The following is a 20,446-nucleotide window of genomic DNA, read 5'->3' on the forward strand; positions in this document are numbered from 1 at the left end:
GAGCAATACATTGAAAGCCGAACATTAACCGATCAGCATAGGGCCCAAAAAGTGACCACCCACCAAATGCATATGAATATGATAAATTTCTTGCCCACTATGCACATTACAGTTCATGATCAAACGGTAACCATCTTTATCGATACCCTCTTCCTTTGCAAGCTTTCTCGCTACTGTAAACATACGACCCATTGTGACTTCATCTTCGGTTTCAATATCGTTAACAGTTGGAATCAGCTTGTTTGGTATAATAAGAATATGGCTTGGCGCACGAGGATTAATGTCGCGGAATGCGGTTATAAGATCATCTTGATAGACTATGTCAGCAGGAATTTCCTTACGAATGATTTTACTAAATATAGTTTCTTCGGCCATAAGTACCTCCAACAGAATGATTACATGCACTTGTTAGTATGCGAGAGATGCTAACAATGAGCAATATGAAACAGCATTTTTATAGCAACCTGTGTGTGATTCTGCGTAAAAGATTAATAAACTTCCATATCAATAAACAATATATCTTGATATAGTACTTGTTTTATTGGAGGTACTATGGAGCATAGAATAAATGATATGTTACATATGCTCCAGCCTGCTTTTTCAAGTTGATAGCAGTATAGGCAACATGGCATAACATAAGTTAATAAAAATTATAGTAAATAATGATTATTCAACAAAAAATTCAACAGAAGTTAACCGTGGCATTCTCTCCAATATTCCTTGATGTAGTGAATGAAAGTCATATGCATAATGTACCTGTAGGCTCTGAAAGTCACTTTAAAGTGACGGTCGTAGCAATTACCTTTGAAGGAAAACATATATTAGCCAGACATCGCGCGGTTAATCGAGCGTTAAAAGATGAGTTGCAACATGGTCTCTATGCTTTAATAATTCATACATATACGGAACGCGAGTGGAATGATTTAAGCGATCAATTTTCAGTGTCACCACCTTGTCACGGTGGAGCCACATTTGAGAATGATATTGGCTAAAACTAAAGGAGCTGTTAGAAATGGAAATTATTCATGCAAAGGTAATACTCATATTCAATGAATGTACCAACCACTTTATCAGATTTTGTTAAAAAAATTTTTAAAAATTATATATATATTATCCTTCAGGCACAAGTAGGTTATTAATGAATAAAACTGTTCATAAATAGATATATTAGCGGTTTTGTTTGAATATTGGCTATAATTCAACCCCCTGCACTTGTTGCCTCAGTATCAGTATAGGTTTATTTCCTAATTCGCGCTCAAATAGTAAATCTCCAGATAATGCACTATTAGACATGCACTTTTGTGTTAGAGATACTTAGCTTCGTCAGTTGATTGAATGCTTTTATCATGGCGTCAGTTTCACTAATTTGAGCTGTATGAGTCTTTAGGCTCCACGTTCCTTCCAGTAGTTTTTTGATTCAAACCATTGCTGTCTCTGCTAGGGAATGTTTATGGTAATATTAGCGGACAATTTGATTGATACAAATATCTATGCCAGCAATAGTGTTAATGCTGGTTACATGACACTTAGCTTACCTCTCCGAATACTGTCATATGGGTATTCTGCCAAGACGTACAGTACATTAACAAGTAACCCAAACATATCAAAATAAAATCATGGAAGTCAATGCATCCTAATAAAAGAAAGTGTGCATAGTATTATCAAATACCATGTTATAAAATATTTGCTAAAGTACCAAAAATAATGAAGCGTTCGTTCTGAACTAATTATTGTAAGTTTGCAATTTACTGTATTACAATAAATCTAATTTATTGATTAATACCTTCGTTTCTTCTAAATAATGTCCACCAAATAAGAGGCAATGATTGAGCATATGGTAAAGATTATAGATGTCTTTTCGTTCGTAGAACTCAGATTCAAATGGCCACACTTCGTTATAGCCTTGGTAGAATATTTTGGGGAACCCTGGGAATAACTGTGTGGTTGCTATATCGACTTCTCTGTTTCCCCAATAACATGCCGGATCGTAGATGATAGGACCGTTAATCGGCATTGACGCATTACCTGCCCATAAATTTCCATGCAGCAAACATGGTTGCGGCTAATGCCCATTAAGACGTTCTTTGATAGTTTCAACGATAGTCTCAATATCACCAGATGACATATTGCGTTCTTCTGATAACTGTAATTGAAGGCCTATACGGTGATCAGCAAAAATGGACCCATTTTCGGTGCCAGTTATTTCTCTGTTCCGTTGTTCCTATAAAGTTATCAATGTCAAAACCATATTCTAGTTGCTCCCCCATTGGTGGAGGCTCGCTAGTTTTCTGCCGAGTAAATAGGCATTTTTTTATCCAGGGCTTTCATGGGAATATAATTTAGCACCAGCACTGCCTTTTCTTTAATGATCCCAATGTAAATGACTTGAGGAACCGAAACTATACTACTGAGTCCTAAGTGTCTTAGGCTTTCAATTTCAGCTTCATAAATGGCAAGATTTTCACGTACGTTTACTTTTATGAAAAATTTAATACTTCCACAACTGATGACATAACATTCATTAATATCGCTACTATCAATGGGTGTTATCTCATTAATTTCAAGCTGTTGCCTGAATGTGAGAGACAGCTGGACAGCAAGCGAATGCCACATAAGTATACCTCTATGTTTCAGTACGCAAAATAATACAATAGCAAAATAGTAGCGTAATCTTGCAAGAGTAAAGTGTGATTAGAGCACAAACCATGATGTCTTCATCATTTTTGCTGTAAAATATGATACATCTCCAGATCAAAGATTAAGTTTATTATTTAAATGTATTTTTGTTTTTATTAGTACAGTTAAAAACTGAGCAAGCTTTGCTCCCTAAATTAGGAACTAAATTATCAATCTACACTTTAAATAACTAGATTCACGTAAATATTTAAGTCTATGGACAAACGTCATTATAAAGTAACCAACAGGAAACAGTATAATCAATCTTTAATCAATTACAGCTTACTAGCATTGTGGATTGATGAAAAAAAGCTATTCGGCTATGGCATTGAATGAAGCAGAGTAATCGTGGAAGACCTCTTTTATTTAGCAACTTAGTCATTAATGCTACGAGGCTGAAAGCCTACAGTGAAGACGAATGGGAAGTAAAACAGTATGGCATTGACGGTTAGCGTTGAGTTTGATGCAAGGTACATTTAGCGATAGGTATAAATACGCATAAAATCATTGTTGCTGAGTTCAACTCACCCAATATGACTAACGGTGGTGTGCTACCTAATTTACTCAAACAAACCCGTTGAAAAATCAATTCAATATTAGGCGACAGTGCTTATGACACAAGATAAGGTTACGAACCCGTTCGTGTTAAACGAGCGGGTTCATTCATTCCACGAAGAAGAGAAGCAACTTTTTAAAAATGCAGTCATCCGCGTAGTTTATCGGTCAGTTACCAGAAGTTATACGGTTCAAATAGGTATTATAAAACGAGGTCTGGTTACCCATAACGTTGCCTATTAGAGGCGCCAATGTTTCAAGTTAAAAGATTTTTCATAGGGACATTAAGCTTAAGGGATTACAATGCCCAGATTGGCTCAATTTATGCAATGATAAAAATATTAAATAATCTGACAGTGTTAAGTTGGACTTAAATGAAAGTCTCATTTAGTAGTTAATCATATTCAAATTAGCTCTCGTTACTTGAATAATGAGACCCATAAAAGGATGATCTAAATAATGAATTTCACCACTTTTCATGCGGCGTTTTTGTTTGAAAGTGTAAGACTGTAAATACTTTTCGATGGTGTAAGTACGTTTTAATTGCTGTGTTTTTGTAAATTTTACATCCGAACTATTAACGTTCTCCGTGTTTTTAATCATTGTTGTTCCATCTTGAGTTATATTTTTTGCGGGCGTATTAGGTTGTTTCAGAATAGATGCAGGTGTGGCGCTGATATCATCTAATACTTTTCGCTCGCCAGGCTCACGTAAAATAAGATCAGTTTCTATGAATAGGTAATGCTCAACATACACACGAATAAACCCGTCTAATTCATACATTGAACCATTTTGTTTCGTTATATTTGAGTCGCCATTTAGAGATAATGCATGACTATACCCTTGGACATCTTCTGATGTTTCATTAGTGTAGAAGTCATTGTCATATTTTATGCCTGCAGTGAAACGTAGCTTAGGCATAATACTTTTGCTACCATCATTTTGACGCCATGCAACATGAAGGAGTGGTTTAAAATCAACGTGCCGAGATAAAAGATTATATTCTTCATTCAACTTACAATCACTTTTTGGTAACAATTTGATGTCACGTGAAGAGAGTGTGACTGAATCAAGCACTGAAATTGCATTAAAAAAATCATTATTATTTAGTTCTTCCTGCCAATTTTCTTTTATTGTATCTGAATTTTGGTTTCTTTTAAATACGATGACTTCAACATCATATATACGCTCGGCTAGTGATGACCAGCTAATGGTGTATAACAGCAGGACAATTAGCTTCTTCAAAGCATTACTCCAGTTCGGTTACGTCAAATATCTTAGATTTAGGCAACCAACACATTATTAGCAAATTCTATTAGTAAAGTCTCGATAAACGTGACTCGTTCACGGCTATCAATTAGCGACTCAGCAATTCTAAGTTTGGTTTGTCCATCGAAACGGTAACGACTAGGGTGAGATTGTAGCAAACTTACCAAAAATTCAGGATTAATTTGAGCATTTGGAGTAAATTCAATCATGCCACCTTTATCATGAGCATCAATTTTTCGGACTCCAAGCCTTGCTGCATCTAGTTTTATTTGCTGAACCTTAAGCAAGTTTGTTGCCGCAACAGGGAGTAAACCAAATCTTTCAATCAATTCAACACGTAACTCTTTCACATCATCTTGAGTTTTAGAACTTGCGATGCGTTTATATAGCGATAAACGCGTGTTAATGTCCGGAATATAGGCATCTGGTAGCATGGCTGGTAGACGAAGTTCAACATAGGTTTGTTGGTTCCACAGATCTTCAAGTAATGGTTCTTTGCCTTCTTTAAGTGCTTTAACTGCTTGTTCCAACATTTCCATGTAAAGGATAAAACCAATCGTCTGGATTTGGCCACTTTGCTCGTCACCCAGTAACTCACCAGCCCCTCGAATTTCAAGGTCATGGGTTGCTAAAGTGAAACCAGCGCCCAACTCTTCCAAAGAAGCTATAGCCTCTAAACGTTTTAGGGCATCTTTGGTCATGCGTTTAGGATGCGGGGTGAGCATGTAAGCATAAGCTTGGTGATGAGAACGTCCAACACGCCCTCTTAATTGATGCAGTTGTGCTAAACCAAAGTGGTCAGCACGATCCATGATGATGGTATTTGCGGTTGGAACATCTATACCTGTTTCAATGATGGTGGTGCATACTAGCACATTAAATCGTTGATGATAAAAATTGGACATGATGCGTTCCAATGCGCGCTCTCGCATCTGACCATGTGCAATGGTAACACGAGCTTCTGGCACCAGCTTAGCCAATGCATCTGCTGTTTTTTCAATGCTGTCTATGTCGTTGTGTAAAAAATATACTTGCCCACCGCGCATTATTTCACGCAGCATTGCTTCTCTAATCAGTACGTTATCACTTTCGCATATAAAGGTTTTGACTGCGAGTCGACGTAAGGGCGGTGTGGCGATAATAGAAAGATCTCGCATGCCACTCATAGCCATGTTCAGAGTTCGAGGAATGGGTGTTGCGGTTAATGTCAAGATATCGACATCTGAGCGCATTGCTTTGACTTTTTCTTTTTGACGAACTCCAAAGCGATGTTCTTCATCAATGATCAACAAGCCGAGATCTCGAAAGCACACGTTATCTTGAATTAATTTATGTGTACCTATAAGAATATCAACCTTGCCTTTTGCTGCATCTGTCAAAATCAGTTTTTGTTCCTTGACTGATTTAAAGCGAGAAAGCACTTCAACACGGACAGCTAAATTGGCAAAACGATCACGAAAAATTTCGGAGTGTTGTTGAGCTAGAAGAGTGGTTGGTACTAATATTGCTACTTGCTTACTATTATTTACCGCAAGAAAAGTCGCACGCATAGCAACTTCTGTTTTACCGAAACCAACATCACCACACACTAAACGATCCATGGCAATTGGCTGGCACATATCAGATAGCACTGCATTAATAGCTTGACTTTGATCAGGTGTTTCTTTAAATAGGAAACCAGAACAAAAATTAAGATAAGATTCGCGGTCATGTTTAAATGCGAACCCGGATTTTGTGGCTCGCTTTGCGTATACATCGAGCAGTTCTGCCGCAACATCTCGTACTTTTGCAGCAGCTTTTTTGCGTACTTTTCCCCATGTTTCTCCACCCAGCCGGTGTAAAGGTGCTGATTCTTCTGTGCCCCCGCTATATCGACTGATCAGATGCAATGATGAAACGGGCACATAAAGTTTAGACTGTTGCTGGTATTCCAAGGTGACGTATTCGGCTTTGATGCCACCTGCTTCCAAGGTTTGCAATCCACCGTAACGCCCAACGCCGTGTTCTATATGAACAACGGGTTGGCCTGATTGCAGATCAGCTAAATTACGGATTAAAATATCACTGTTGGTTGAGGTTTTCTTATTAATGCGATGTCGTTGCTGAATAACTTGTGCGTCAAATAAATTATTTTCACAAATTAATGCAAATGCAGGATTTTCAGAAACAAAACCATATTCAGCTGGGCCAATCACTAAAGAGCATGATGTCGGAGACTGCAGGGCTTCACCCAGCGATTGGCAAACCATTGGGCGTATTTTTATGTGCGACAATAAGTCTAATATTGCTTCACGATGACCTATAGTTTCTACTGAAAAGACTATTTTGCCAGTAAAATTTTTAATAAATTTTTTTACTGCATAGAGCGGATCTTTGTGTTGTTGGTTAACGGTTAGTTCAGGGAGAAAACGAATAGGCGCGTTTTGGTGACCGATTCTTTCTTTTATAATGTTACGCTTCAGCTTGATGCGTGGATAGGCTTTGAATGCTCTAAATAGCTCCTCGTTAGTTTGCCAAAGTTCCATTGGTGCTAACAGTGGACGAAGTGGATCTACACGGCGTTGATCGAAACGGTTCTTAATATCGGCCAAAAATGTTTGCGTTGCTGTGTTAATATTTCCAGAGGTTAGCAGTAATGTGTTTTTGGGTAAATAGTCGAACAGAGTTTCGGTTTGATCAAAGAACAATGGCTGCCAATACTCAATACCTGCAGGCCAGGTTCTTTTGCTGACTTGTTGATAAATAGATTCTGGCTCGCGACGTGCGTCGAAACGCTCGCGCCAACGTCCTCTGAATCGTTCTATTGCATCGTCGTCGGTAGGAAACTCGTGTGCTGGTAGAAGATTAATTTGATTCAGTTTCTGCGTTGAACGCTGGTTTACAGGATCGAACTCACGAATAGTATCCACCCTATAATCAAAAAAATCTATGCGAAAAGGTTGACTAGATCCCATAGAATATAGATCAATAATGGAGTCACGACTAGCGTACTCTCCATGTTCGATAACTTGTTCAACATGGCGATAGCCTGAGAGTTCTAACCAATCACACAGGTTCTTACGTGAGATAAGATCGCCTTTCTTGACGGTGAATGCATGCTGCATCAAAAAAGAGCGAGGTATGACTCTTTGCAGTAAGGTGCTAACCGAAATTATGAGAATGCCGCTTCGCTGTCGCGGTAGTTGGTATAGAAGCGCAATTCGATCAGAGATAATGTCCTGATGTGGCGAGAAGCTATCATAGGGTAGCGTTTCCCAATCAGGAAATATATGACATTCACAACCCGTAAACTGCTTAATCTCGGGCTCAAGTTTCAATGCTGTTTGGTTGTCAGGTACAACCAGCAAAATCATGCGATTTTGCTGGGTTGCGATATGCGCAATAGTAAGAGAAAGAGCCGAACCGTGAAGGTTGGCAAGAATGCGTGTATCACCTGCTTTTTCAGGGGCAGGTAAATCAAAAAATATTTGTTTTATCATTGAATTGACTTAGCTATCTCTTTCCAGTGTTCGTTGACGAAGGAGTTTTTGTTGTTGATGCAATGCTGCTCGAATAAGGACATCTCTATCATTGTCTTGTAACCGTATGTACTTTGCACCAACTGCGTGTTTGCCGTTTCTTTCTTCACAACTGTAGGCGCTAGCATAGCAGTATATAGCAGAATGAGGATGTTCAAGAAAGAGCTTTAGACGAATATGTTGACCTTTTTTGAACGATGTCTTCGTAATAAAAGTCAAACTACTGGCACCAAAGGTTTCGGTTTGGTGGCGTAATTTGGGATCATCTTGCTGAGCAAGCATAAATCCGAGGAGTAGGTTTATTTTTTCGCTTTGAGCATGCAGGCACTTTGACAACGCTTGACTATTATCATGATGTAGAGCATTGAGTTCATTCTCTATATTACTGTCGAGATTGCTGCATGCGCTAGCAATACGAAATGAAATTGGAATTTCACGCTCAAATTCAACATTGGAAGGCACATGTTCATCATGACTTAAAATTTCTACATTAATTTTTAAGTGTGCATGTACTGAAAAATATTCATCCTGGCTCATGACTTATCCTAATACATTGTAATCAGTTGATTATTACGCAGTAACCTCGATTTCTCAACCTGTTGCCTGAGTTCGTAGCATTTTTTATAATACTATTATTTTTTTGATATATAAATTGAAGCGACATTGTAAAAATAAACTTTCCTCATGTAAGACATGTAACATCATGCAAAAGTTACTCAACCCCTTGTAGGACATAGTGGCAATTCACTAATTTTAAAGGTATTCTTACATTATATGAGTGTGTTTTTTCAGTGTTTAACTGAGAAGTATTCAAACACAAAATCTTACTTGCTGTGATATAACGTTCTACAACGTATTATTTTATTGAGAATTGCTACTATGTTTCATCCGTTACCGGTGTTTATTGGCCTACGTTACTTGCAAGGTCATTCAGGCGATAAATTTGGGCGGTTTATTTCTTATATGTCTACAGCAGGTATCGCTATTGGCGTGATGTCGTTGATTACTGTGCTTTCTGTTATGAACGGTTTTGAAGGCCAACTTAAAACCCGTATTTTAAGTATTCTACCACAAGCCATTATCGCAGGGGATGCGAATTTTACACCAGATATTAATACAATTTTAAAGTGGGATGGTATTGTAGGCACCGCACCGGTGGTATCGACGGATGTCATCGTGCAAAGTATTGCCTCTCTGGGAGTGGGAAGATTACTCGGGATTGATCCTCAATGTGTTGAACCCGTACGTCAGTTTATGGTGCTAGGATCAGTTGATGCTTTAACAGCTGGTAGTTACAAATTGGTAGTTGGACAACAAACTGCAAAGCAACTTGATATCTCGCTCGATGAAAAAGTGAGGGTGATAATCACCAGTGCTAGTCAGTTTACGCCAATCGGGCGTATCCCTTCGCAGCGTAATTTTACCATAGCAGGTATCTATGACACAGCAACAGGCGTTGATGAACAAGTGATGTTTGCTAATATAAATGACGTGGGGAGACTAATGCGTTTGCCTTATACTCAACCCGTAGATTTACGCTTGTTTATTGATGATCCTTTTGACGTGCCAGCGTTAAAAGTGAAGGCGGAATCACTTGGCTATGAATGGTCTGATTGGCGTGAGCTTCACGGTGAGTTATTCCAAGCAATAAAAATGGAAAAAAATATGATGGGGTTGATGTTGAGTCTGATCATCTTGGTTGCTACATTTAATATTATTTCAGCGTTGGTAATGGTGGTGATGGAGAAGCAATCGGAAGTTGCCATTCTTAAAACGCAAGGCATGAAGCAAAGCGCCATTGTGTATTTATTTATTGTTCAAGGAGCCAGCAGCAGTATTATTGGGGCTATTCTAGGTGGTATCGCAGGTACTATCGTGGCATTAAACGTTAACGGCATTATGTCTATAATGAATATTCGTTTACTTGGTAATAGCTTGCCATTGCCTGTCATTGTTAAATATGAGCAAATTATCTTGGTTGTGGTGAGTACTATTGTCTTAAGTCTTGTTGCCACTCTATTCCCATCGATTAATGCGGCGTCTATTCGTCCGGCAGATACTCTTCGCTATGAGTAATGTATTGTTAACGTGTTCACATGTGGTCAAAACCTATCAAGAAGGTGAACTTAAAACTCAGGTGCTGAAAGGTGTGTCTTTTACTATCGATAAAGGTGAACTTGTTGCCATTGTTGGCTCGTCAGGTTCTGGCAAAAGTACGTTATTGTATATCCTTGGTGCGCTGGATTCTTTGACTAGCGGTACTGTATTATTTAAAGGTAAAGATCTAATGAAAATGCGAGCGTCTGATCAAGCAATATTACGCAATCAATCGATTAGTTTTATCTACCAATTTCATCATTTATTAGCTGACTTTACGGCCGTTGAAAATGTGGCGATGCCACTATTAATTGGTGGTAAGAAACCGGCAGATGCAAAACGTCAAGCATTGGAAATATTAGATGCAGTAGGTATAATACACCGTAGGGAACACCGTCCTTCTGAGCTGTCTGGTGGCGAGCGCCAACGAGTCGCAATTGCACGTGCTGTCGTAAATCGCCCTGCCTTAGTATTGGCTGATGAACCAACAGGTAACCTCGATCATAAAACGGCCCTTGATATTTATGCTTTAATTCGTCAGTTAAATAAAGAATTCAATATGGCATTTTTAGTCGTTACTCATGATCAAGAATTAGCAAGGAAATTGGACCGCCAGCTTTCCATGTTAGATGGCCAGTTTGTTGAAACGTTTAAGCCAACTGTACATACATGATGATGGAACCTTTGGCGTTATTTATTGGGCGGCGGTTTAGCAAAGCAAAACATCGTAATAAACTGATTTCTTTCATTTCTCTCTCTGCAATGATCGGTATTTCGATTGGAGTAATGGTTATTATTGTGGGTTTATCAGCAATAAATGGTTTTAAACATGAGCTTGAAAAGCGTGTGCTTGCTGTTATTCCACACGCACAGTTGGAAGGTGTTGATACGTATCTCTCTTCATGGAAAGATATGCGAGTCACGGCAGTAGCTAATCCAAGAGTGGAAGCCGGTGCGCCATACGTTACATTTATCGCCTTACTTGAAAAAAACACAAATTTTAAACTTGTTCAAATCCGAGGTATTGACCCTAACGCAGAAGCCACAGTGAGTAATATTGGTAATTATGTGCTTGATCAAGGCTGGCAATCATTGGTACCAGGTAATCGTTCGATTGTACTTGGTAAGGGCATTGCCGATTACTTGAATGTAAATATTGGGGATTGGTTCACGGCATTAATTTCTTCCCCTGACTCCGAATTCAAATTACGCGCACCAAAACGCATTCGATTGCAAGTATCTGGCATTTTAAGTTTAGGCGGAAAAGTTGATCATGGTCTATCCTTGATTCCGATTAAAGATGCACAAACATATCTTGGAATGGATGACTTTGTCTCTGGTATTGCCTTAAAACTAACCGAACCACTTGAGGCTCCCAATATCGTGCGTGAAGTGGGTAAAACTTTAAAAGAATATGTGGGCTTGAAGAATTGGACGCAGGAATATGGTTTTCTTTATCGCGATATTCAAATGGTTAGAACCATTATGCATTTGGTTATGATATTAATTATTGGTGTCGCATGCTTCAATATTGTTTCTACTTTAATGATGGCAGTCAAAGATCGGGCTACTGACGTAGCTGTGTTACGTACTATGGGTGCGAAAGATAGGCTAATCCGAACGATATTTATTTGGCATGGTCTGCTTTCAGGTTTATTTGGCAGTATTATTGGTTGTTTCGTAGGTTTTGTAATCGCTTCAAATTTGACGGAATTTATCTGTTGGATTGAAATTTTTACAGGTCAAGTGTTACTTTCTGGAGATATTTATTTTATTGATTTCTTGCCAATAGAACCCCACCTCACGGATATGTTTTTGGTGTCTACTACTGCGATTGTATTAAGCTTATTGGCAACATGGTATCCTGCCCAGCGTGCTTGTAAATTGCATCCTGTATCAGTGTTAAATACACGTTGCTAATGGGGCTGTTGCAACTAATTATAGATTATAGGATGCAGATCTACCCAGCAATGGGCTTAACGATTACTGATAAATCACCTCAACATTGAATAGACGATTCATAAAGGCGGATCTCTCCCAAATAAGAGTTTTACCCTCATTATGACGTAACCAGAAGTCAAACTGGCCTTTGTTCAACATTCGCAGTGATTCGAATCCCTCGATAGTTGACCAGGCTCGCTTTCGTATTTTAAAACCGCCGGAGCTGACAACGAGCTTCTTGATGGGAGGGAGTGATCGGACTCGATACTATTATTGAGATACTTCACTTGCCGTTGCTCGACATCCGCTCGCAGCCGTCCCTCCTTCTTCAGGCGCGAGATAGCATGAGCATACGAGGAATGATTGTCTGTGTTCAAGGTCTTAGGCACCGTTTCAAGAACTGATAAGCCGCGTTTTTATTACGTTTTGGGAGAAATAGAAGTCCAGTGTCTCGCCTTGCTTTTGGATAACTCGATACAGATAATGCCATTTCCCTTTCACCTTGACGTAGGTTTCATCGAGCTGGCACGAAGAATCTGCTCGGATGAATTGATGGCGACGTAACTTCTTGCGTAATGCTGGGGCATATGCCATGAACCAACGATAAATGGTCGAGCGGTTAACCGAAACCTCTCGCTCTGCCAGCATGTCGCTGAGGTTGGCGTAGCTCATTGGGGTCGAACCATACCAGCGCAGGCACCAAAGAATAATTTCAGAAACAAAATGTTTCCATTTGAATATGGGATTGGTCATTGAGTCACTAGATCAGAAAAGACAGAACTAAACTCTGAGTCTTGGTTGATTTTTGTTGCAACAAAGCCGTTTATATTACTATCAGCGGTAATGCGTGGAATTTACGCAGCAGGACCTAGTTGTGGATGCTTAAGGGATGACAGAGCAGTAATTTCTAGTTGCAATTCATTTTCAACAAAATTAGAAATTTTTTTATAGAACATCTCTAATGATTTAGTCACTTCTTTGGTACATCTCTTGGGTACATGATCCATTTTCCAATTGCCTTCTGTATTAAATTTACCAAAGGTATACGCATATTCAAATCCACCTTTTTTCGGCGTTAATTTTAACCACCAACCCCAGAACTCTCGGCTTTCTGGTAGCTTTTGTGCATTCACACATGCAGATAAACAATCAAAGAAGTAGCCTTCTTCTGACGATTTATTTTGTCTAATATAAGGTCCGAGTTGAGTAAACCTCGTAAGTAGTCTTCCGTGGGATAACATTTTGATCTTTCTAGTCATAGCAAGCTCCATTTATATAAGTTAGGTCTAATTATATAACACGCAACAACTCAAACTTCGTCTTCAGAGCAATTATTCAAAATATTGTCTCGAAATTAAGACAATTTGTTGACCTAGATTACACAGTATTCTCAAACCGCTTCATCATTTCGAATGTGTTTCCTAATTTGAGTTCAGATAGAAAAATTCAACATAATTCACTATTAGATAAGTGCTTTCATTTTAAGTATACCTGATCCTGTCAGCTTCTTTAACGCTTTTATCATGGAGTGGGTTTATTTAATTTGACTTGTATGATTCCTTAGGCACAATGTCCCTCCTAGTAGCTTTTTGACTCGCACTATTGTTGTCTCTGCTAGGTAACGTTTATGGTACGTGGCTTTATTTTCTAAATGAGAGGACTAAATTTTTAATCAACACTCTAAATAGGGCTTTGTTGCAAAAAAATCAACCAAGACTCAGAATTTAGTTCTATCTTTTCTGATCTAGTGACTCAATGACCAATCCCGCATTCAAATGGAAACATTTTGCTTCTGAAATCATTTTTTAGTACCTGCGCTGGTATGGTTCGACCCCAATGAGCTACGCCAACCTCAGCGACATGCTGGCAGAGCGAGGGGTTTCGGTTAACCGCTCGACCATTTATCGTTGGTTCATGGCATATGCCCCAAGATTACGCAAGAAGTTACGTCGCCATCAATTCATCCGAGCAGATTCTTCGTGCCAGCTCGATGAAACCTACGTCACGGTGAAAGGGACATGGCATTATCTGTATCGAGCTATCAAAAAGCAAGACGAGACACTGGACTTCTATTTTTTCCAAAAACGTAATAAAAATGCGACTTATCAGTTCTTGAAACGGTACCTAAGATACTATGATGTAGACACTCAGCCTAAGACCTTGAACACAGACAAGCATTCCTCGTATGCTCATGCTATCTCGCACCTGAAGAAGGAGGGACGGCTGCGAGCGGATGTTGAGCAACGGCAAGTGAAGTATCTCAATAATGGTATCGAGTCCGATCACGCCCCCATCAAGAAGCTCGTTGTCAGCTCCGGCGGTTTTAAAATGCGAAAGCGAGCCTGATCAACTATCGAGGGATTCGAATCACTGCGAATGTTGAACAAAGGCCAGTTTGATTTCTGGTTACGTCATGATGAGAGTAAAACTCTTGTTCGGGAGAGATCCGCCTTCAGGAATCGTCTATTCAATGTTGAGGTGATTTATCAGTAATCGTTAAGCCCATTACTGGGTAGATCTGCATCCGTGTGCCGCACTTATCCGTCAGGGATATCAAGTGATTGTAGTCACTTTTTGTGGGTTTAATTCAAATTAAAAAACAAAATTTATTAATGAAGATATGTTGGACTTTAAATTTTTATTTGCTGGTTAGAGAAACTTATATTTTTCATAATATGACCTTTACTCATTCAACAATAAAGCATTCACTGTAATTACGAATACACACTATTTTAATACACAGCAATCGCACAGCACACAACTTAGCTCTATATGCTCTGTGTTAAATCAGTTAAATGTCCCTTTCGTTGAGATAGAATCAATTGTCTCTACTAAATGATTTTAAATAGAATAAAATATGATTATATTGCATTCTAGTTTTGATGATATTCAAATCCAACCTAACACTGAAAAAGCGCTTCAAATACAGATAAATTTTTTGCAACATTGCTGAACAGTTTTTATGATAGTACGTTTTTTCACCGTATCATTGACAATTTCATAGGTCAAGGCAGTAATATGACATCTGGCATAGAAGAAAAAGAGTTACAAACCCCAATTAAAAATGAAGCGAATAATACTTTAAGGAATAAGACCAGTATTTTTACGGTAGCACGCACCCTGAGCGATAGAGTCGCATTCAATGAATTCTCAATTTTTCACAAACTTAAATGGTAGCACTTTCCTAGACTGCAAATAAGAGTCAATGAATGGCCTAGATTTAGGTCTATTTGCTAAAATTGTACAAGGCATGGGCATAATTAATAAAATTAAAAATGGTGCGACAAATAAATGGGTCTACGTGCACGAAGATATTCGTGTTGGGACAGTGCAGGTCAACAGCGTAACCATCGAGAATAATACATCGAGAGACAACGATAATCATCGCAGTTCTCTTTCCTATGGCAGTTCACTTTCCTATGACAATACTTTTTATATCAGATTTACACCTAAGTCCTTCTCATCCTGCAATTACTGATTGTTTTTGCCGCTTTCTAAATGAAGAAGCTCTGCACGCATCCATGTTATATATTCTTGGAGACTTATTTGAGGTTTGGATCGGTGACGATGATAATACTCCGCTTCATCGAAAAATAGCCTCCGCCTTGAAAACATTATCCGAACATGGCGTTCCTATTTACTTCATTCATGGCAACCGCGATTTCATGATTGGTAAATATTTCGCGAAAGAGTCTAGCATGATATTGTTGCCTGAGCATACCGTGATTGACCTTTTCGGCAAACAGACGCTCATCATGCATGGCGATACTTTATGCATACACGATGAAGACTATCAGCGCTATAGGAGGAAAGTGAGGAATATATTTACTCAGTGGCTATTCTTACGACTTCCTTTATCGTATCGTAAAAATATCGGCGAAAAAATTCGTAAAAGTAGCGTAAAAAGCAACCAACAAAAAACTGAAGACATCATAGATGTAGACACAGATGAAGTCTCGCGTTTAATGAAAGTATATGGCGTAACACAGATAATCCATGGACATACGCACCGTCCGTATGTTCATACTGTGTCTATGAGTACTAACACTGAGTTCACACAACGAATCGTTCTAGGTGATTGGTATACTCAAAGCTCTGTACTTTCTTGCACCGAAGACGGCTGTCAGTTGGCATCACACACATTGGGTTACTAAACGGCTTTGTTTCTTAATTCAAATTGAAATAGCAAATTTCAACATAATGAACGGCTTTGTTGCAAAAAAATCAACCAAGACACAGAATTTAGTTCTGTCTTTTCTGATCTAGTGACTCAATGACCAATCCCGCATTTAAATGGAAACATTTTGCTCCTGAAATCATTCTTTGGTGCCTGCGCTGGTATGGTTCGACCCCAATGAGCTACGCCAATCTCAGCGACATGCTGGCAGAGCGAGGGGTTTCGGTTAACCGCTCGACCATTTATTGTTGGTTTATGGAATATGCCCAGCATTACGCAAGAAGTTACGTCGCCATCAATTCATCCGAGCAGATTCTTCGTGGCAGCTCGATGAAACCTACGTCAAGGTGAAAGGGAAATGGCATTATCTGTATCGAGCTATCAACAAGCAAGACGAGACACTGGACTTCTATTTCTCCCAAAACGTAATAAAAACGCGACTTATCAGTTCTTGAAACGGTACCTAAGATACTATGATGTAGACACTCAGCCTAAGACCTTGAGCACAGACAAGCATTCCTAGTATGCTCATACTATCTTGCGCCTGAAGAAGGAGGGACAGCTGCGAGCGGATGTCGAGCAACGGCAAGTGAAGTATCTCAATAATGGTATCGAGTCCGATCACGCCCCCATCAAGAAGCTCGTTGTCAGCTCCGGCGGTTTTAAAATACGAAAGCGAGCCTGGTCAACCATCGAGGGATTCGAATCACTGCGAAGGTTGAACAAAGGCCAATTTGATTTCTTGTTACGTCATGATGAGGGTAAAACTCTTGTTCGGGAGAGATCCGCCTTCAGGAATCGTCTATTCAATGTTGCGGTGATTTATCAGTAATCGTTAAGCCCATTACTGGGTAGATCTGCATCCTATAATTAGTTGCAACAGCCCCGTTGACATGCTTTATATACAGCGTATTGAAAAAAATTTCACTCCTCGCATCAGTTTGAAACGGCTTCATAGAAAGACGATTAGATATTTAAAACCAATGCAAATGCATAACAAAATCATTGGTACATTCATTGAACATGAGTATTGTATTTGAATCATAATCACTTTATTGAATACGTAATTGTTTTTTAGGTGCATTAAATTTATTAAAGTGGGCTGAAGCCAACTGTATGCTTCAATACGTTATGCTGAACATTTTTAATGATACCGATGTAATAAAATTATTGTGGCGAACATAAAAATTTCACCATTGATAAGTATAGAAGGTCAATCAACTGAATAAAACGTTGTACAATTGTTACAGTAAGAGCTATGCATAGGGAGTTTAACATGATCGACAAAATGCTTATCACACTAACATATGAGACAGCAGCTGACGCGTGGGGCGGTACAAATACCGTTATTTCTTTTGATCAAAATGGTGCACTTATTCATGCAAATGCAGAAGCAGCGCTAGACAATATTCAACAGGCAGCACGTAAATTGGATACTCAAGGTATCCGCAATGTCGCGTTAAGTGGAGATAATTGGGATGTTGAAACCGCATGGGCATTTTATCAAGGATTGCGTGGTCCAAAAACAGATTATAAATTTGACGCCTCAGTGGTAGAAGGCAAACAGCAACAAATACTAAAAAATCGTATTATGACAACCGATTGGGTTCGTCAAATAATTAATGAAACAGCTGAAGCAGTTGGCCCACAACAATTAGCTGTACGCTCAGGAGAATTCATTAAATCACAAGCTCCAAACCCCGAACATGTCAGTTACAAAATCGTCGGCGGTGCTGACCTACTTGAGCACGGTTGGGTAGGTGTACATACCGTTGGTAGAGGTTCCGCACGAAAACCAGCCATGCTACAATTGGACTACAACCCAACAAACGATGAAAAGACAGAGGTCTTTGCGTGTATAGTCGGTAAAGGTATTACATTTGACTCAGGTGGCTACAGTATCAAACAATCTAGTTTTATGGATTCAATGAAAGCCGACATGGGTGGTGCAGCAATGGCAACCGGTGGATTGGCCCTTGCGATTGCACAAGGGCTTAATAAGCGTATAAAACTTATTCTATGCTGCGCAGAGAATATGATTTCAAGTAACGCTTATAAGCTTGGTGATATCATCACTTACAAAAATGGAGTGAGTGTTGAGGTTCTAAACTCAGACGCCGAAGGCCGATTGGTATTGGCTGATGGCTTACTTTATGCAAATAAACATAAACCTGCATTAACTATTGATTGTGCAACCTTAACAGGGGCAGCAAAAATGGCTTTGGGTAATGACTACCATGCATTGTTCTCATTTGACGAGGCGTTAGCACGACGTTGTTTAAATGCTGCAGAAGCAGAGAATGAAGGCATGTGGCAGCTACCACTGGCTGAATTTCACCGCAATATGTTGCCATCAAGTTTTGCTGATTTGGCAAACGTAGGGTCGGGGTTGTATTCACCTGGCGCGAGTACTGCCGCTGCCTTTCTATCTTATTTTGTTGATAACTACCAAAAAGGCTGGATTCACCTCGATTGCTCTGGTGCATATCGCAAAGTAGCTAACGAAAAATGGTCTGTGGGCGCAACAGGTATGGGTGTCAAAACATTGTCGCGAATCTTGATGGATGAATCAGGCAGTTAATACATGCGTAATCATTGAAGGAGCTTGATTTATGAATGATTCAGAAGTATACTATGAACTGTAAAATTTTTTCTACTCTATAGTCAATAATTATAAATTTAATACAATAAGATTAATAGTTGTCGTGCGCTTGACTGGATAAAAGAGGTACTTTTTATGTACAAGGACAAGATTGTGGAATATAATTATAATTTTTTAACTTGAATGGAGGAAGTAAATCTTCACATGATTCATTCTTAGACGATGGCTTTTGTTTTAGGCATACCAATTCCGTCAGCTTGTTTAACGGTTGTATTATTTGTAGATTTAATTAATTTAAGCTTTATTATTTTTTAGGTTTAATGTCCCTCCCAGTAACTTTTTGACTCGAAACATGACTGTTTTTGATAGAGAATGTTTAGGGGTAATCATACCTCGTTTTTCAATGCTAATTTGAACCGTATAACTTCTGGTAACTGGCCGCTAAATTACGTGGATGATCTCGTTTCCCTAAAGTTACTCCTTTTCTTGATAAAATAATTGGAACCGCTCGTTTGATACGAATGGTTTCGTAACATTGTCTGGTGTCATAAGTACCATCGGCTGATGTCTCATTGATTTTTTATCAGGTTTATTTAAGCAAGTTAAGTAGCACTTCACCGTCAGTCACATTTGATGCATTTAGCTCAGCAGCAATGCTTTTATGTGTATGTACAGCTACCTTTAAATGTAATTTGCGCCAGACTAGCCGTTTCTCATCAGTACTATGCTTTTTGACTTTCCATTCATCTTCACCGTAGGTTTTGAACCCCGTAAAATGAATGGCTAAGTGCTAGATGCTTCCTTTATTCTTCGTTTTGAACGTGACGTTAACCATTTTAATTAGCTTGCTAATGCATGAATAGGAGGGCATGACAGTAATGTCAGTTGAGGAAGTTGAAAATAAATTAATGAATCCTTGCAGACCTTTCAATGGCACTTTAAATATGTATTTAATCATGAGGGACCTTGTGATGGTTAAATTGTGAAATAAACGAGATCTCCTATGATTACCCTTCTTAGTTTTGTCCCATAGCTGAATCTCTTCTTCATTAATCAAGAATGTTAGTGAGCCACGATTGATTAAAGCTTGATTATACAGCTTCCAGCTAGTTATTTTGTGGGGAAACTTATTCATAGACATGAAAATTACAGTTAGAGGTAGTTGCAAATATGCATGAAAGCATTGCTCCTAAGTTAAGTTCATCGAATGCAACTGACAGTAAAGTGCAACTTAACTTGCTTAAGCAGACCCACCGAAGAATCAATGCAATTTTAGTTGATGGCGCTGACGATACCTGGCAATCCTATAAGACTGTTCGCATTAAACGAATGGTTTCACTCATTTTATCAAAAAAGAAGCAACTTTTTGTAAACGAGATCATCCGCGTAATTTAGCAATCAGTTACTAGAAATTATACGGTTCAAATCAGCATAGGAAAACGAGGCACAGTTACCATAAACGTTCTCTATTAAAGGCGACAATGTTTCGCATTAAAAAACTGCTGAGGGACATTGATCCTACAGAATTATAATGGCCAGATTAGTGAAATCTATAACACAATAAAAACGACACATCAATTAATAGGGTTAGGGATGCTAAAAATAAAAGTG

At 38.9% G+C, this 20,446-nt stretch carries 13 protein-coding genes and 8 pseudogenes; 12 read left to right on the plus strand and 9 right to left on the minus strand.

Going from position 1 to position 20,446, the window contains the following annotated elements:
* Positions 1 to 24: 24 nt before the first annotated feature.
* Positions 25 to 375: a purine nucleoside phosphoramidase gene (gene hinT / locus BTN50_RS00165; RefSeq protein WP_096618591.1), complete on the minus strand. Its 351-nt coding sequence runs from the start codon at positions 373 to 375 to the stop codon at positions 25 to 27.
* A gap of 287 nt (positions 376 to 662) precedes the next feature.
* Between hinT and BTN50_RS00170 the strand changes: the two genes are divergently transcribed.
* Positions 663 to 992, plus strand: coding sequence for a BolA/IbaG family iron-sulfur metabolism protein (locus tag BTN50_RS00170; RefSeq protein WP_096618592.1), 330 nt, complete (start codon positions 663 to 665; stop codon positions 990 to 992).
* A 761-nt stretch (positions 993 to 1,753) separates the two neighbouring features.
* On the opposite strand, the pseudogene BTN50_RS00175 reads toward BTN50_RS00170, so the two are convergent.
* Positions 1,754 to 2,613 (minus strand): annotated as a pseudogene (locus BTN50_RS00175) (fructosamine kinase family protein).
* Positions 2,614 to 2,892: 279 nt separating this feature from the next.
* Between BTN50_RS00175 and BTN50_RS00180 the strand changes: the two are divergent.
* Positions 2,893 to 3,605 (plus strand): annotated as a pseudogene (locus BTN50_RS00180) (transposase).
* Between the two features lie 13 nt (positions 3,606 to 3,618).
* On the opposite strand, the gene BTN50_RS00185 reads toward BTN50_RS00180, so the two are convergent.
* Genes BTN50_RS00185 through BTN50_RS00195 form a run of 3 tightly spaced genes read right to left on the minus strand, consistent with a single transcriptional unit; the run spans position 3,619 to position 8,555 of the window.
* Positions 3,619 to 4,476, minus strand: coding sequence for a peptidoglycan binding protein CsiV (locus BTN50_RS00185; protein WP_096618593.1), 858 nt, complete (start codon positions 4,474 to 4,476; stop codon positions 3,619 to 3,621).
* A 38-nt stretch (positions 4,477 to 4,514) separates the two neighbouring features.
* Positions 4,515 to 7,979: a transcription-repair coupling factor gene (mfd, locus tag BTN50_RS00190; protein WP_096618594.1), complete on the minus strand. Its 3,465-nt coding sequence runs from the start codon at positions 7,977 to 7,979 to the stop codon at positions 4,515 to 4,517.
* Between the two features lie 9 nt (positions 7,980 to 7,988).
* The gene (locus BTN50_RS00195; protein WP_096618595.1) at positions 7,989 to 8,555 is read right to left on the minus strand and encodes a PilZ domain-containing protein; all 567 of its coding nucleotides are present in this window, start codon (positions 8,553 to 8,555) and stop codon (positions 7,989 to 7,991) included.
* A 342-nt stretch (positions 8,556 to 8,897) separates the two neighbouring features.
* On the opposite strand from BTN50_RS00195, the gene BTN50_RS00200 reads away from it, so the two are divergent.
* Genes BTN50_RS00200 through lolE form a run of 3 tightly spaced genes read left to right on the plus strand, consistent with a single transcriptional unit; the run spans position 8,898 to position 12,035 of the window.
* Positions 8,898 to 10,094: a lipoprotein-releasing ABC transporter permease subunit gene (locus tag BTN50_RS00200; protein ID WP_096618596.1), complete on the plus strand. Its 1,197-nt coding sequence runs from the start codon at positions 8,898 to 8,900 to the stop codon at positions 10,092 to 10,094.
* Positions 10,087 to 10,788, plus strand: coding sequence for a lipoprotein-releasing ABC transporter ATP-binding protein LolD (gene lolD, locus BTN50_RS00205; protein WP_096618597.1), 702 nt, complete (start codon positions 10,087 to 10,089; stop codon positions 10,786 to 10,788). Before BTN50_RS00200 ends, lolD begins: the two co-directional genes overlap by 8 nt.
* On the plus strand, positions 10,788 to 12,035 hold the full coding sequence (lolE, locus tag BTN50_RS00210; RefSeq protein WP_096619497.1) for a lipoprotein-releasing ABC transporter permease subunit LolE: 1,248 nt from the start codon (positions 10,788 to 10,790) through the stop codon (positions 12,033 to 12,035). The genes lolD and lolE overlap by 1 nt, the downstream gene beginning before the upstream one ends.
* Before the next feature lie 63 nt (positions 12,036 to 12,098).
* Here the strand turns inward: lolE and BTN50_RS00215 are convergent.
* The 3 genes and pseudogenes from BTN50_RS00215 to BTN50_RS10570 all read right to left on the minus strand — a co-directional run.
* Positions 12,099 to 12,809 (minus strand): annotated as a pseudogene (locus BTN50_RS00215) (IS6 family transposase).
* Between the two features lie 101 nt (positions 12,810 to 12,910).
* On the minus strand, positions 12,911 to 13,315 hold the full coding sequence (crl, locus tag BTN50_RS00220; RefSeq protein ID WP_096618598.1) for a sigma factor-binding protein Crl: 405 nt from the start codon (positions 13,313 to 13,315) through the stop codon (positions 12,911 to 12,913).
* A gap of 278 nt (positions 13,316 to 13,593) precedes the next feature.
* Positions 13,594 to 13,689: pseudogene (locus BTN50_RS10570) on the minus strand (IS5/IS1182 family transposase); the annotation flags it as partial.
* Positions 13,690 to 13,868: 179 nt separating this feature from the next.
* On the opposite strand from BTN50_RS10570, the pseudogene BTN50_RS00225 reads away from it, so the two are divergent.
* From BTN50_RS00225 to pepB, 6 genes and pseudogenes are all read left to right on the plus strand, one after another.
* A pseudogene (locus BTN50_RS00225) lies at positions 13,869 to 14,549 on the plus strand (IS6 family transposase).
* 453 nt (positions 14,550 to 15,002) lie between these two features.
* Positions 15,003 to 15,233, plus strand: a complete 231-nt coding sequence (locus tag BTN50_RS11850) for a peptidylprolyl isomerase (protein WP_394336752.1) — start codon at positions 15,003 to 15,005, stop codon at positions 15,231 to 15,233.
* A gap of 242 nt (positions 15,234 to 15,475) precedes the next feature.
* Positions 15,476 to 16,210, plus strand: a complete 735-nt coding sequence (locus BTN50_RS00235) for a UDP-2,3-diacylglucosamine diphosphatase (protein ID WP_096618599.1) — start codon at positions 15,476 to 15,478, stop codon at positions 16,208 to 16,210.
* Between the two features lie 119 nt (positions 16,211 to 16,329).
* Positions 16,330 to 17,065, plus strand: a pseudogene (locus BTN50_RS00240) (IS6 family transposase).
* A gap of 67 nt (positions 17,066 to 17,132) precedes the next feature.
* A pseudogene (locus tag BTN50_RS00245) lies at positions 17,133 to 17,273 on the plus strand (IS1 family transposase); the annotation flags it as partial.
* Positions 17,274 to 17,509: 236 nt separating this feature from the next.
* Complete coding sequence (pepB, locus tag BTN50_RS00250) at positions 17,510 to 18,814, plus strand: aminopeptidase PepB (protein ID WP_096618601.1); 1,305 nt, start codon at positions 17,510 to 17,512, stop codon at positions 18,812 to 18,814.
* Between the two features lie 236 nt (positions 18,815 to 19,050).
* Here pepB and BTN50_RS00255 read toward each other — a convergent pair.
* A pseudogene (locus BTN50_RS00255) lies at positions 19,051 to 19,970 on the minus strand (IS5 family transposase).
* A 35-nt stretch (positions 19,971 to 20,005) separates the two neighbouring features.
* Here BTN50_RS00255 and BTN50_RS00260 point away from each other — a divergent pair.
* Entirely contained in the window at positions 20,006 to 20,230 is a 225-nt protein-coding gene (locus BTN50_RS00260; protein WP_096618602.1) for a hypothetical protein, read from the plus strand.
* The last annotated feature ends 216 nt before the right edge of the window (positions 20,231 to 20,446 follow it).

This window comes from Candidatus Enterovibrio altilux, assembly GCF_002381345.1.
Classification (GTDB): Bacteria; Pseudomonadota; Gammaproteobacteria; order Enterobacterales; family Vibrionaceae; genus Enterovibrio; species Enterovibrio altilux.

Coding starts and splice junctions, on each gene's coding strand:
- hinT (WP_096618591.1), bottom strand. CDS start 375: ATGGCCGAAGAAACTATATTTAGTAAAATCATTCGTAAGGAAATTCCT.
- BTN50_RS00170 (WP_096618592.1), top strand. CDS start 663: ATGATTATTCAACAAAAAATTCAACAGAAGTTAACCGTGGCATTCTCT.
- mfd (WP_096618594.1), bottom strand. CDS start 7,979: ATGATAAAACAAATATTTTTTGATTTACCTGCCCCTGAAAAAGCAGGT.
- BTN50_RS00195 (WP_096618595.1), bottom strand. CDS start 8,555: ATGAGCCAGGATGAATATTTTTCAGTACATGCACACTTAAAAATTAAT.
- BTN50_RS00200 (WP_096618596.1), top strand. CDS start 8,898: ATGTTTCATCCGTTACCGGTGTTTATTGGCCTACGTTACTTGCAAGGT.
- lolD (WP_096618597.1), top strand. CDS start 10,087: ATGAGTAATGTATTGTTAACGTGTTCACATGTGGTCAAAACCTATCAA.
- lolE (WP_096619497.1), top strand. CDS start 10,788: ATGATGGAACCTTTGGCGTTATTTATTGGGCGGCGGTTTAGCAAAGCA.
- crl (WP_096618598.1), bottom strand. CDS start 13,315: ATGACTAGAAAGATCAAAATGTTATCCCACGGAAGACTACTTACGAGG.
- BTN50_RS00235 (WP_096618599.1), top strand. CDS start 15,476: ATGACAATACTTTTTATATCAGATTTACACCTAAGTCCTTCTCATCCT.
- pepB (WP_096618601.1), top strand. CDS start 17,510: ATGATCGACAAAATGCTTATCACACTAACATATGAGACAGCAGCTGAC.
- BTN50_RS00260 (WP_096618602.1), top strand. CDS start 20,006: ATGCATGAAAGCATTGCTCCTAAGTTAAGTTCATCGAATGCAACTGAC.